Source organism: Rhodococcus sp. LW-XY12 (assembly GCF_019317345.1).
GTDB classification, from domain to species: Bacteria; Actinomycetota; Actinomycetes; order Mycobacteriales; family Mycobacteriaceae; genus Rhodococcus; species Rhodococcus pyridinivorans.
On sequence record NZ_CP079225.1, the window covers coordinates 2,465,972 to 2,479,357 of the forward strand.

The 13,386-nt window shown below is 67.0% G+C and carries 12 protein-coding genes and 1 pseudogene; 5 read left to right on the plus strand and 8 right to left on the minus strand.

The features are described from left to right. Positions 1–5: 5 nt before the first annotated feature. From KXC42_RS11570 to KXC42_RS11580, 3 genes and pseudogenes are all read right to left on the minus strand, one after another. A pseudogene (locus KXC42_RS11570) lies at positions 6–679 on the minus strand (transposase); the annotation flags it as partial. 59 nt (positions 680–738) lie between these two features. Next, the gene (locus tag KXC42_RS11575; RefSeq protein ID WP_071934953.1) at positions 739–993 is read right to left on the minus strand and encodes a nucleotidyltransferase family protein; all 255 of its coding nucleotides are present in this window, start codon (positions 991–993) and stop codon (positions 739–741) included. A gap of 36 nt (positions 994–1,029) precedes the next feature. After that, positions 1,030–1,293, minus strand: a complete 264-nt coding sequence (locus KXC42_RS11580) for a GlsB/YeaQ/YmgE family stress response membrane protein (RefSeq protein ID WP_033096671.1) — start codon at positions 1,291–1,293, stop codon at positions 1,030–1,032. A 193-nt stretch (positions 1,294–1,486) separates the two neighbouring features. Here KXC42_RS11580 and KXC42_RS11585 point away from each other — a divergent pair, with 193 nt between their 5' ends. From KXC42_RS11585 to KXC42_RS11595, 3 genes are all read left to right on the plus strand, one after another. Continuing rightward, entirely contained in the window at positions 1,487–2,860 is a 1,374-nt protein-coding gene (locus tag KXC42_RS11585; protein WP_219130368.1) for a cytochrome P450, read from the plus strand. Positions 2,861–2,922: 62 nt separating this feature from the next. Continuing rightward, positions 2,923–3,399, plus strand: coding sequence for an SRPBCC family protein (locus tag KXC42_RS11590; RefSeq protein WP_024100882.1), 477 nt, complete (start codon positions 2,923–2,925; stop codon positions 3,397–3,399). 98 nt (positions 3,400–3,497) lie between these two features. Next, on the plus strand, positions 3,498–3,665 hold the full coding sequence (locus KXC42_RS11595) for a hypothetical protein (protein ID WP_156666045.1): 168 nt from the start codon (positions 3,498–3,500) through the stop codon (positions 3,663–3,665). 51 nt (positions 3,666–3,716) lie between these two features. Here the strand turns inward: KXC42_RS11595 and KXC42_RS11600 are convergent, their stop codons facing one another. Further along, entirely contained in the window at positions 3,717–3,878 is a 162-nt protein-coding gene (locus KXC42_RS11600) for a hypothetical protein (protein WP_156666046.1), read from the minus strand. A gap of 38 nt (positions 3,879–3,916) precedes the next feature. Between KXC42_RS11600 and KXC42_RS11605 the strand changes: the two genes are divergently transcribed. Then, entirely contained in the window at positions 3,917–4,099 is a 183-nt protein-coding gene (locus tag KXC42_RS11605) for a hypothetical protein (protein ID WP_033096673.1), read from the plus strand. A gap of 127 nt (positions 4,100–4,226) precedes the next feature. On the opposite strand, the gene KXC42_RS11610 is transcribed toward KXC42_RS11605, so the two are convergent. From KXC42_RS11610 to KXC42_RS11625, 4 genes are all read right to left on the minus strand, one after another. Beyond that, a complete protein-coding gene (locus KXC42_RS11610; RefSeq protein WP_071934956.1) occupies positions 4,227–5,714 on the minus strand; it encodes an NAD-dependent succinate-semialdehyde dehydrogenase in 1,488 nt (495 codons plus the stop codon). Then, positions 5,711–8,719, minus strand: a complete 3,009-nt coding sequence (locus KXC42_RS11615; RefSeq protein WP_255026661.1) for an FAD-binding and (Fe-S)-binding domain-containing protein — start codon at positions 8,717–8,719, stop codon at positions 5,711–5,713. Before KXC42_RS11615 ends, KXC42_RS11610 begins: the two co-directional genes overlap by 4 nt. A gap of 273 nt (positions 8,720–8,992) precedes the next feature. Next, positions 8,993–10,471 carry an aldehyde dehydrogenase family protein gene (locus tag KXC42_RS11620; RefSeq protein WP_219130369.1) on the minus strand — a complete coding sequence of 493 codons (1,479 nt, stop codon included), beginning with the start codon at positions 10,469–10,471 and terminating at the stop codon, positions 8,993–8,995. 400 nt (positions 10,472–10,871) lie between these two features. After that, positions 10,872–11,789 carry a LysR substrate-binding domain-containing protein gene (locus KXC42_RS11625; RefSeq protein WP_257606136.1) on the minus strand — a complete coding sequence of 306 codons (918 nt, stop codon included), beginning with the start codon at positions 11,787–11,789 and terminating at the stop codon, positions 10,872–10,874. Between the two features lie 87 nt (positions 11,790–11,876). Here KXC42_RS11625 and mqo point away from each other — a divergent pair, with 87 nt between their 5' ends. Then, positions 11,877–13,382, plus strand: coding sequence for a malate dehydrogenase (quinone) (gene mqo, locus KXC42_RS11630; protein WP_219130370.1), 1,506 nt, complete (start codon positions 11,877–11,879; stop codon positions 13,380–13,382). The last annotated feature ends 4 nt before the right edge of the window (positions 13,383–13,386 follow it).

Sequence of the window (13,386 nt, forward strand, 5' to 3'; positions counted from 1 at the left end):
GTAGGGGAGTCGAACTGGAAGTCCACCGCCCACACGGCGTCGGGCTTGTCGGCGGGCGGGATGATCGGCACCGTCGAAGTCCCGGTCCGCTTGCGGCGTCGGCGTTGCGGGATGCGGAGGCCTTCCTCTCGCCACAGCCGCTGGAGCTTCTTGTGGTTCACTAGCCAGCCCTCGGCGCGGGCGTCGTGGTAGGCAGGCCGGAACCCGCGGCGGGGGTGGGTCTTGGCCCAGCCCCTCAGCCAGATCCTCAAGCCCGCGTCGGGATCGGCCGGCGTAGCCGCGGCGGGTGGGCGGCGCTGGGTGGTCCGGTTCTGCCCGGTGACCCGGCAGGCGAACCGCTCGGACACACCCATCACACGGATGAGGTGCTCCACGGCTGCCCGCCGGCGTTCCGGGCTCAGAAGTTTCCCCGGGCGATCTCCTTCAACGCGGCCTTCTCCAGCTCCGCGTCGGCAAGGAGCCGCTTCAGCGTGGCGTTCTCCTTCTCGAGGTCCTTGAGCCGTTTCGCGTCGTCGGCCTTGAGCCCTCCGAACTGGTTACGCCACCGGTAGTAGGACGCCTCGGTGACCTGGAGCTCGCGGCAGACGTCCGCGACGTCCTTACCCTCGGCCATGAGCCGGTCAGCAGTGGCCAGCTTCCTGACGATCTGCTCCGGCGTGTGCCGTTTCCTCGTTGCCATGGGTTCAGCCTTCCTGCCCACAAGCGTGGGCCACGAGACTCTCACTCAACCCGGAGCGCTCAGACGGGGTCAGCCCAGGAGCACCATCCCGAACAGGTCGTCGAAACCGTGCGGAGCGTAGACCCGTAGTCCCGGATGCCGGCCTGCCGGTCGCGGCCGTCGAGAAAGTTCCAGACCGACTGGAAGACTCCGCCCGCGGTGAGATACCAGTCTCCGATGCCGAGTTCACCCGCCCGGTCCAGGACGACCCGGCACACCGGATTTCCGGGAACGATGTCGAGCAGTCGCTGCTCGGTTGCGGGGCGTGAGGTCACTCGGGCATCGTCTCTCGTCGCGGGATACCGATAACGCTAGGCCTGACGCGACCGGGACTTCCATGCCGACCAGGCAGCGGTCACGATGATCGCGCCGGCGAGGGGGCCGATGATCCCGCTGGGGCGTAATTCGAGTCCGTCACCTGCGAGAAGGCTGATGAGCAGACCGCCGATGAACGAACCCCCGACGCCCGCGACCAACGCGAGAGTCCAGTCGATCCCGGTCCCGGACCTGCCCACGACGAGCTGTGCCACCGCGCCGACGAGCAGCCCGAACAGAATAATCCCGATGATCAACATTGCGCGAGTACAAGTGGACATCCTCACGCGGACAACGCTTTACGTCTCGAGAGTGCAATTCGAGATCCGGTCTTCCCACGGGTCGAACTGTTGTTACATGCGAGCCTGCCCTTCGAGTTCAGCAAGGTTGCGGTTGCGCAATGACTCGGTAGTGGGTCTGGTGTGACCGTCCGAGGCGGACCACACTCGGAGAATGGCCAGGACAAGCGCACAGGCCCAGGATTTTCCGATTGCGCCCGACGTGCCGATGCATTTGATCGACCGCATCCGGGCACTCCGACATCTCGATACCGGTCCCGAGAAATTCCGTGATGCAGGCGGGCCGGTCACCCTCGTACATATCGGTCCTGCCCGGTGGGCGCCGACCTTCGCTATCGTCACCTCACCGCAGGGCGCCCACGATGTTCTCGGCGGTTCCGACGGTTCCTTCGACAAGGAAATGACCGTCCACGTCGAGGGACGGGTGTGGGTCGGCGACAATCTCTTCAATCTTCCTCACGATTCGTGGGTGCCGCACCGTCGTGCGTTGCAGCCTTTGTTCACCAAGAAACACGTAGCGGTCTACGCCGACCGGATCGCCGAGGTCGCCGACACGATGGCGGCAGAGTGGAGCGAGGGCGGGTCGATCGATCTCGACACCGAAACCCGGCGACTCACCCTGCGTGTCCTTGGCCGGTCACTCTTCGGAACGGATCTCAGCGAGAGATCCGAAGCTGTCGGAGTTCCACTCGGACAGGTGGTGCAATTCGTGGGACGACGTGCCCTGCAACCGATACGAACCCCGACATGGCTGCCGACACGTGCCCGTCATCGTTTCCGTGTTTCGTTGGCTGTTGTCACCGAAACGCTCGACGAGGCGATGGACGCCGCGCGGAGCGGTGCTGGCAATGGCGCCGAATTGATCAAGCTGTTCTTCGAGCTCACCGATCCGGTCACTGGCAGAGCGTTCAGCGACGAGAAGATCCGTGACGAGTTGCTCGCGTTTCTCTTCGCGGGTCACGACACCACCGCGACCACTCTCGCCTACAGCTTGTGGCAGCTCGGCCGCAATCGCGAGATGCAGGAGCGGGTGGCGCGGGAGGCTGCAGCCATCGGAGACCGCCTGTTGCGCGCGAGCGATATCGGGGATCTGCCCTACACCGTCCAGATAGTCCATGAGTCACTGAGGATGTGTCCGCCCGCAGCGACGGCCGCGCGAATGGCAATGCGCGACGTGGAGGTCGACGGTTACCGTATCCCTGCCGGGACGAATACGATCGTCGGCACCTACGCGCTCCACCATGATCCGTCGCTCTGGGACGAGCCCGAGAAATTCGACCCGGATCGGTTCGCCCCCGGGCAATCGGTAGCGAGGTCGCGGTGGCAGTATCTGCCGTTCGGTGGTGGCCCACGCACCTGCATCGGAGATCATTTCGCCATGCTCGAAGCAATCCTGGGCCTCGCCAGTGTGGTGCGAAAACTCGAGGTGGAATCCCTTCACGACGATTTTCCGGTAAAGACGCCGTTCACCTTGGTCGCGGCCGGACCCGTGCCCGCGCGTGTGGGGACCAGAGCCGTCACTGCGTAGTCGTCGGCAAGGGCAGGCGGGCAGGCAGGTGCGTCGCGCCGCACTGATCGGGACAGGGCAGGATGGTGGCCATGCAGACCACACCCCTGACCTTCGAGTCCTCCGTCGTCGTTTCCGCCACCCCCGACGAGGTGTACGCCCTCGTCTCCGACGTCACCCGCACGGGTGAATGGTCGCCCGTCTGCGCGGAGTGCTGGTGGGACGAAGGGCAGGGCCCCGAGGTCGGTTCCTTCTTCACCGGCCGGAACGTCACCCCCGAACGCACCTGGGAGGCCCGGTCGAAGGTCGTCGTCGCCTCCCCGGGCCGCGAATTCGCATGGTCGGTCGGCCCGGGCCTCGTGCGCTGGAGCTACGTCATCAAGCCCGCGGACGCCGGCACGGAACTCACGGAGACCTGGGAGTTCACCGAAGCCGGGCAGAAATTCTTCCACGAGAAGTTGGGGGCGGAGGCACCTGCCCGGATCGCCGCGCGGGAGCAGGCCGCCCGCAGCGGAATTCCGGCGACCCTGGACGCGATCAAGCGCATCATCGAGGGCTGACCCGGGACGCTCGTCGATCATCGAGGGATCGCCGGGCGCTTCCTTGCCGAGGGGCGAACGGTGAACACCGCGACCTTCGGGTGCACCAGGCTCGGTACGTGGTGGGCGCAGTGTCGTGCGCTGTCGTGCGCTGCGAGGCCGGGATCGGATTCGAGGGGTCGGCTGCGACACGTAGCAGCCTGATCGCCGAAGTGCGGGTCACCGAGGAACTCCCCACCGGCGGACTTGGTGTCGGCCTGGGCATCCAGAAGGCCGATTCGCGCTAGGAGGCCCTGCGCGATCTGATCGACGAGGTGCTCCGCGTCGACGATGCCGGCTCACCGATCGCGGCGTTGATCTCCGGCCTCGACGTCGCCTACGACCTCGGTGAGGGACACCCGCTGCTGGGACGACGCATGCCGGATCTCGACGTCATTGCCGAGGAGAAGCCGGTTCGAGTGTTCGGGCTCGCCCACTTCTGCTGCAATCCGACGGTCCACCAATCGATTCCGGGCATCGTCCTGAATGCGTCGACCTCGTGTGGGCGCGTTACGACGCCGCTTGGGGATTGTCGTTGCTCGGTGAGGGGGACGCGCCGTCGGCTGTGCTCGTGCGCCCGTACGGGCACGTGGCATGGGTGGGGGGCTCGACGGACGGTCTCGACGCCGCGCTCGCGAAGTGGTGCGGCACTGCGGCCGGCCGAGCAGGAACCGTTGCGTGAACAGGTGATTCCTGAGCTACGCGGGTAGGCCGTACCGACCTTGCGCTGAACAGGGCTTCGCGCGCGTTGCAGTTGCGTCGAAACACGGTTCGGCGCGCAAGGATCGGCGGCGCAGTGAGACCATGCGTCACCGACGAGGAACAGCGACGTACTTGACCTCGAGGAACTCGTCGATACCGATGGTGCTTCCCTCACGTCCGAGACCCGATGCCTTGATGCCGCCGAACGGTGCCGCGGGGTTGGACACGATGCCGGTGTTCAGCCCGATCATGCCGACCTCGAGCGCTTCGCTGACACGGAAACTGCGGTCGACATCCTGGGTGAAGATGTATCCGGCCAGTCCCCAGGGCGTGTTGTTGGCGATCTCGACGACCTCGTCCTCGGTATCGAAGACGACGATGGGCGCGACCGGCCCGAAGATCTCCTCGCTCATCAACGCGGCGTCCTTCGACACGTCGGCGAGGACGGTGGGTGGGTAGAAGTAGCCGGGTCCCTCGGGCCGGCTGCCGCCACACACCACGCGCGCTCCACGTTCGACGGCATCGGCGACGAGACGTTCCACCTTCGTCAGAGCCTTCTCCTCGACCAGCGGACCGACTTGGGTGCCCTCGACCAGGCCGTCCCCGACGGCGAGGGCATCCATACGGGCAGCGAGCTTCTCGGCGAACCGATCGGCGACCGCGCGGTGCACGAAGATGCGGTTCGCGGCGGTGCAGGCCTCACCCATGTTGCGCATCTTCGCGGCGAGCGCGCCGTCGACGGCCCGGTCGAGATCGGCGTCCTCGAATACGATGAGCGGGGCATTTCCGCCCAGCTCCATCGAGCTGCGCATCACGTGCTGGGATGCCTGTTCGAGCAGCCGGATGCCCACCGCGGTCGAACCGGTGAAGCTGATCTTGCGTGCGATACCGCTGGACATCCAGGTCGAGACGACCTCCCCGGGTGCGGTGGTGGGCACGACGTTCAGCACACCCTTGGGCACACCGGCCTCGACGAGCACGTCGACCAGGGCCAGCGAGGTCAACGGCGTCAGCTCCGAGGGTTTGAAGACGATGGTGCATCCGGCTGCGATGGCGGGTCCGATCTTGCGGGTACCCATGGCGAGCGGGAAGTTCCACGGCGTGACGAGGACGCACGGTCCCACCGGCTCCTTGGACACCAGGATGCGGGTCGTGCCGTCGCCGGTGCTGGTCACATCGCCGCCGATGCGGACGGCTTCCTCGGAGAACCACCGGAAGAACTCCGCGGCGTAGGCGACCTCGCCCTTCGCCTCGGCGAAGGGTTTGCCCATCTCGGTGGTCATGATGGTCGCGAACTCGTCCTGCCGCTCCAGGATGAGCTCGTAGGCCCGGCGAAGGATCACGCTGCGTTCGCGCGGAGCGGTCTTCGCCCAGTGCTTCTGCACGCGAGCACAGGTCTCGACGGCACGCCGGGCGTCGTCGGCGTTGCCGTTCGCGACGGTCGCGATGACCTCCTCGGTCGCCGGGGCGACGACCTCGAATCGTTCGCCGGTGGTCGATTCGACCCACTCACCGTCGATGAACAATTCTGTGCTGACGCGGGACACTGCGTCGGAGACGCCCACCCGTGTCCCGACGATCGTTGCATCGGTCATGCGCTTTCCTCCTCGGAGATGGTGTTGTTCATCGACATTCGTGGCCCGGGGTCGAGAAGTTCTGCGAGATGTTGCCCCGGGGCGGACACGTCGATCTGCGCAACCTGCATCGCGCATGAGAAGCCGTCGGTGACCACCGCGGAGTCGTCGTCGGCCGCGCGCAGTGCCGGGGCGAGGGAGGTCTCGGCGACCTTCATGCTGATGTCGTGGTGTTGTTTCTCGAATCCGAAGTTTCCTGCCACGCCGCAGCATCCGACTGCGTCGCGGACGTCGTCGACTCCCGCTGCGGTCAGGATCCGGCGATGGCTTCCGGCGCCGAACACGGAGTACTCGTGGCAATGGGTCTGCAGCACTATCTCGTTCGGTAGCGGTTGTGCAGGGGCGGGTGTCCAGCCGTTGCGCACCATGGTGTCCAGATAGGACGCGAAGCTGTGGACCCGTGCGGCGACGCGACGCGCAGCCTCGGTGGGCACCAGCTCGGGCAGGTCCTTGCGCAGGGCGGCGGCGCAACTCGGCTCGACGACGACGATCGGCCGGTCGGTGCCGTCGTCCAGTGTGCGGGCGGCGTGGGAGAGCTTCTTCTTCGCGGTGTCGAGCTGGCCGGTGGAGATCCACGTCAGTCCGCAGCACGCGTCTGCGGAGCAGCTCATCACCTGCTGATCCGCCGAGGCGAGCACGCGGGCGGCGGCACCGGCGACCTCCGGCCGCAACCCGCGAGTGAAGGTGTCGACGAACAGCACCACCGGCGTCGAACCGGACCGGCCACGTAGTGCGTCGCGCACGGCCTTCTTCCAGGCCCGCCGGGAGGCGAAGGGCGGAAATACCCGGTCGGGGGAAATGCCGCCGAGTGCGGTGGCGCGCTTGGCGAGAGAAGTGCGCAGGACCGCGTTGACCAGCGGTGCTGCCAACCCCGTGAGGCGGAGCCAGCGTGGCAGCCACCCCAGCGAATAGTGCGACACCGGTCGTCGTGTGCCGTCGTAGTAGTGCGAGAAGAACTCGGATTTGTAGGTGGCCATGTCGACGCCGGCCGGGCAGTCGGTCGAGCAGGCCTTGCACGACAGGCACAGATCGAGTGCCTCACGCACTTCCTCGGATTTCCACCCTTGCTCGATTGTGCGGGCGCCGCGCACCATCTCCTGCAGGACCCGGGCCCGGCCCCGAGTGGAGTCCTTCTCGTCGCGGGTCGCGCGGTAGCTCGGGCACATCACGCCACCGGAGTCGGCCCGGCATCGTCCGACGCCGATGCAGCCCTGGACGGCGTGCACCCACGGGGCGGGGGTGTGTTGCGGCCGCGCGCCGTCGGGACGGACCGCCTCGATCGGGTGCAGGTCGTAGTGGGTACGCCAGGTGCGTTCGGGAACGTCCGCCAACGCCAGATCGTCATCGATCCGCGCCGGGTCGGTCAGCGATCCCGGGTTCAGGATGCCTTGCGGGTCCCAGATCGTGCGGAAGGCGCGGAATGCGCTCATCATCCGCGCGGAGTACATCACCGGCAGCAGTTCCGAGCGGGCACGGCCGTCGCCGTGTTCTCCGGAGAGCGATCCGCCGTGACGGACCACCAGCCGCGCGGCCTCGTGCGTGAACTCGCGGAAGACCTGTCGGCCTTCCTCGGTGCGCAGGTCGTAGGTGATGCGGATGTGCATGCAGCCGGCGCCGAAGTGCCCGTACATCACGCCCTGCAGGCCGTGCCGGTCGAGCAGTGCGCGGAAGTCCTGGAGGTAATCGGCGAGGTTCTCCGGCGCGACAGCGGAATCCTCCCAGCCCGGCCAGGATTCGCCGCCGGATGCCAGGCGGGACGAGAGTCCGGCGCCGTCCTCGCGCACCCGCCACAGGGAAGCACGCTCGGTGGTGTCGGCCGCGAGGCGGCCGTCGACGAGGCGGCCGTTCCGGCGAAGTTTGTCGAGCAGTGCGTCGGCGGCCGCGGCCACGGAGTCCGGGTCGTCACCGTCCAGGTCGACGTAGAGCCAGGCGTTTCCCACCGGGAGTCCGAGGACGGAGTTCTCGCCCCGACGCAGCCGCATGGTCTCGACGATCGCCGCGTCGACACCCTCGACTGCCGCAGGCGAGAACTCCAGGATGGTTCCGATGTCGCGGGCCGCGTCGACGACATCGTCGTAGCCGAGGCAGACCAGCAACGCGCTGGACGGGCGGGGAACCAGCTCGACGCGGGCACCGACGATCACCGCGCAGGTTCCCTCGGATCCGACGAGCGCACGGGCGACGTCGAACCGCTTCTCCGGCAACAGATGGTCGAGGTGGTAACCCGAGACCTGCCGTTGGATCCTCCCGAGTTCGGTGCGGAACTCGAACAGGTGCTCGCCTGCCAGCGCGGTGAGCTCGGCGTCGAGCTGCTGCGCGCGCGCCGCAGCTGCCGCGTCGTCGGGATCGGTGGCACGCAGGCCTCGCTGCGCCGCGGTGAGCCGGAACCCGTCGGCGGTGACGAGGTCGATCTCGTGGACGTGATCGGACATGCGGCCGTAGCGCACCGAGTGGTTGCCGCAGGCGTCGTTGCCCAGCGCGCCACCGACCGTGGCCCGGTTCTTCGAGGAGGGATCGGGGGCGAAGGTCGTCCGGCCCGAGGACGCGTCCTCGGCCACCCGCGTGAGGGTCGCGAGCACGACGCCCGGTTCGACGTCGGCGACACCGGCCGTCTCGTCGATGTCGAGGATGCGGTTCATGTGCCGGGAGAAGTCGACGATCACACCGGGGCCGACGGCATTGCCCGCCATCGAGGTCCCGCCCCCTCTGCTGACCAACGGAATCCCGGTGTCGCTGCAGACGGTCACCACCGCCACGACGTCGTCCACCGACCGAGGAAAGACCACGGCCGAAGGTGGCACCCGGTAGTTGGAGGCGTCGTAGGAGTACTCGGCCCGTCGACGCGTGGAGGTGTCGACCGGGACGCCCAGTGTCCGGAGTCTGTCGGCGAGGACGCGAATCCGGACGTCCTCGTCCGTGCAGGAGACGCTGGGGCGCTGTCCTATGTTGAGCTGGTCGTCGTTCATCGCGTGCGCCGCGTCAGGATCGGGGACCGCAGAGAATATGGGCGCGTCGGTTCGGGAACTCCATCGGCCGCCTCCGGGTTTGTAGGATTGTCGACAATCCTGCCATGAACGGAGCCTACAAAGAGGAGGCAGCGAACGCAACGGCACGCCGGCCCGGGCGTTCTGACCGTCAACCGAGGAGGCTTCTGTGACAGCTTGCCGTCTGCACCCCGAGGCTGGGCAGGGTGCAGACGGCAGAATGCTGTATCGGAGTCGGAGGGCGCTGCGGCGTGCCTACACCAGCCGAGTCACGCCGATGGTGTGATCTGTGGTGAACTCCTCGATCGCCCACTCGCCGTTGAATCGTCCGAGACCGGAGTTGCGTTCGCCACCGAATGCCACGTGTGCCTCGTCCTGAACGGTCATCTCGTTGATGAACGTCATGCCCGCCTCGACCCGATGCGCGAATTGCAGTCCCCGGTCGATGTTCTGCGTGAACACCGCGCTGGACAGACCGAATTCGTGGTCGTTGGCCAGTTCGAGGGCGTGTGCTTCGTCATCGGCGCGTAGGACCGCGACCATCGGGCCGAAGATCTCCTCGCGGGCGATCTCCATATCGGACGTGACGTCGACGAACACGTGCGGAGGCACGACCCGGCCGTCGATCTCCCCACCGAGCGCAACGCGTGCTCCGGCGTCCCGGGCCTGCTCGATCTTCTCCTCGAGGCCCTTCAACTGCGAATCGTTGACGACGGGCCCGACCAAAGTGCCGTCTGCGGACGGATCGCCGTAGGACACGGCCTGCGCGGCTCGGGTGAACCGATCGAGGAAATCGTCGTACACCGGCGCCTGCACGATGATGCGATTCACGGCCATGCAGATCTGTCCGGAATGCAGGAAGGACCCGGTCACCGCTGCCTCGACGGCCGCGTCGAGATCGGCGTCGTCGAGGACCACCAGGGGTGCGTTGCCGCCCAATTCGAGTGCCACCTTCTTGAGGTGCTTACCGCCGGTGGCGACCGCACCGACCTGCTTGCCGACCGGTGTCGAGCCGGTGAAGGAGATCAACCGCGGGACGGGATGCTCGACGAAAGCATCGCCGATCTCGGAACCGGAGCCGATCACCACCGACAACACTCCCGCCGGAAGGCCTGCTTCCTCGAAGATCCGCGCGATCAACAGGCCGCCGGTCACCGGAGTGTCCGAGGCCGGCTTGATCACCGCGGCATTGCCCAACGCCAACGCCGGTGCCACCGATCGCTGCGACAGGTGCAGCGGGAAATTCCACGGGCTGATCACCCCGACCACTCCGATGGGCTTTCGGTACACCCGCATCTCACGGTTCGGGGTGTTCGAATCGAAGATCGATCCGTGGACCCGGGACGGGAACGACGCCGCCTCCTGCGTGATGCCGATGGCCAGGGAGACCTCGATATCGGCCTTGATCCGCGTCGAGCCGGACTCGGCGACCAGCCAGTCGATGATCTCGGCTCGGCGCTGCTCGAGGATCTGTGCGGCGCGACGCAGGACCGTGGCGCGCTCGGCGGGAGCGGTCGCGGCCCACTCGGTCTGTGCTGCCCGGGCAGCGGTGTAGGCGGCGTCGACGTCCTGGGCGGAAGCGAGGCGGATCGTGGCGACCACGCTGTCGTCGAACGGGTTGGTGTCGGTCAGGACGCGGTCGGAGCGTCCCTCGCGCCACTGCCCATCGATGAACTGGGAGGCGACCGGTTGCCCGGCGAACGTGGCACTGGAACCGAGATCTGTTGCTGTCATGGAGAACTCCTCGACGGTAGGTCGGTCAGAGAAAGGCGACGACGGGCTCGGGGGTCGATGTGTCTGCCGAATCGTCGAATGTGGTGTCGATCTGCCCGAGCGGATCGGTCTTCACCGGCCGACCGAACGGGAACCGCCCCAGCGCCGGCCGGAGCACGTCGCAGATCGTTACCGGCTCCTGCCCGGATGGCGCAGATCGAACGTGTTTTCACAGTGCGCCGCCTTGCTGGTGGTAGGCAGCGGCGTCGGGTACCACTGTTTGCGGGCGATCGCATCTGTGTGGCATACCCCGCCGGCGACCATTCGAACCCGGACTTGCGTCTTGTCGGGACCGGCGACGCAGGAGATGGCGCACGGCTCGCGAAGCTGTGCGCCATGTCTTGCGTTCGATGGACGATACCTACGAATCGAGCCGGCGACCGTCGAATCTATCGGCGTGCCCGGCGATGTGAGCGTGCAGTCGCGCGACCGCCGGGGACGGCGTCCTCGTCCCGGTCGTCAATCCGATGGTGCGATTCGCGATTCCGGCGACCGGCACGGTGACGATTCCGGGCACAGGCGTTTCCGAGCGAGGCAGCAGTGCGACACCGAGGCCCTGGGCGACCAATGCCCGGATCGTTTCGAACTCGCTGATCTCGAACGCGATGTACGGTTCGAATCCTGCTTCGTCGCAAGCTGATTCGAGTTCTCTGCGGATGTGATAGTCGGGTGGGCTGGCGATGAAGTGATCGTCCGCGAGATCGCGCAGGTCGAGGCGGGCACGGCCGGCGAGTCGATGGCTGCTCGGGAGGTGGAGCAACAGTCGCTGTTGCGCGAGCACGGTGACCGGCAGATCCTCCGGTGGAGGGATGATGACGGCGAGATCGAGCCGGCCGTCGCGAACCATCTCCGCGAGCGCTTCACCGTGTGCCTGGACCAGATGCAACCGGACGCCGGGGGCCAGTCGGTGGAACTCGGCCAGCAACGACGGGATGCTCACCGGCCCGAGGGTGAGCGGGAACCCGAAGCGGACGACGCCGTGGTCGGGATCGGCGTGCTCACGCACCGTGGTGATCGCACCGTCGAGTTCGCGGACCAGATGCCGGGTGCGTTCGTGCAACTCCCTCCCGGCAGTCGTCAGCACGACCCCTCGCCCGGACTGCTGGAACAACGCCACACCCACTGCCTTCTCGAGTGCCCGGATGCGGCGACTGACGGAAGACTGGGGAACGTCGAGCAGATCCGCCGCGCGCGTGATGTGACCTTCGCGCGCCGCGGCGTCGAAGGCGACGAGCAGCGGGGCGACCATTGCGGTCTCGGGCGTCACATACCAATCCACATCTGCATGGTACTGCCTGCAAGAGCTCATTGGACGGATGAATCGGAAGGGGGCACGCTGAAGGTCGACAACGGCGAAAGCAGGTGAATGATGTTGGATCGGAGGCATTCTGCCGACGGAGCACAGTACGGCGACCAGGAGTACGACGCCGTCCTGATCGGCGGCGGCATCATGTCGGCAACACTGGGTGCACTGCTGACACGGCTCGAACCCGATCGGTCGATCCTCGTCCTGGAACGACTCGACGAGGTCGCGGCCGAGAGCAGCGCCCCATGGAACAACGCGGGCACCGGCCACGCAGGTCTGTGCGAACTGAACTACATGCCCGATCCCGCGGATTCGACCCGGGCTGAGGAGATCGGCGGACAGTTCCGGATCTCACGGCAGTTCTGGGAGGCCCTCGACGACCCGGGCGAGGCGACGTTCGTGAACGTGACACCGCATATGAACGTCGTCTTCGGCGAACGCGATGTGGACTATCTGCGACAGCGGCACGCCACCCTGCAACGCTCGCCGCTGTTCTCGGCCATGGAGTACAGCGAGGACCCCGACGCGATCGCGCGGTGGGCACCGCTGGTGATGACCGGTCGCTCGGGCTCCGAACCGGTCGCCGCCACGCGCTACGAGGCGGGCACCGACGTCGACTTCGGTGCCCTGACACACCGACTGCTGTCGGACGCGCGTCGTCGTGGCGTCGAGCTTCGTACCGGACACGAGGTCACACGACTGCGCCGCGCCGCCAACGGGCGGTGGACCGTCTCCGGGCACACGAAGACGGGACGGTTCTCGGTCCGATCCCGGTTCGTGTTCGTCGGCGCCGGCGGGTACGCCCTGAAACTCTTGCAGAAGGCCCGGATCCCGGAGGTGCGAGGTTTCGCCGTCTTTCCCATCGGCGCGCAGTTCCTGCGCACCGGCGAGCCCGACGTGGTGTCCCAGCATGCAGCGAAGGTCTACAGCCAGGCCGACGTGGGAGCACCACCGATGTCGGTGCCGCATCTCGACAAGCGGGTCGTCGACGGCCGCGAGTGGTTGATGTTCGGGCCGTACGCCACGTTCAGCACGAGATTGCTCACACGCGGCCGGCTCACCGATCTGTTCACCACCCTGCGTCTGCACAACATCGCCCCGTTGGTGGCGGTGGGCCTGCAGAATCTGTCGCTGGTGCGCTATCTCGTCGGCCAGCTGCTCGCGTCCCGCGCGCGGAAGTTCCGGCAGCTGCAGCGATTCTGCCCCGAGGCGCGGGAGTCCGACTGGGAGTTGATCGACGCGGGGCAACGAGCTCAGCTCGTCAAACCCGATCGTCGCAGGGTCGGGGTCCTGACCTTCGGCACCGAGGTCGTGGCGAGCGCGGACGGCAGCATCGCCGGGTTGCTCGGGGCGTCGCCCGGCGCTTCGATCGCTCCGTCGGCGATGGTCGAGCTGCTGAGCACGTGTTTCCCGGATGATGTGGCGCGCTGGCGGCCGGTGCTCGAACGGATGATGCCCGACCTGTCTCGGGAGACCGAAACGACCTCGCGCGCCGAACCGAGGCTCGCCCGCGCTACAGCAGCGGCGAGAAACGGTTCGGCGCGCAAGGATCCGAGCGCCTCGTAGGGCT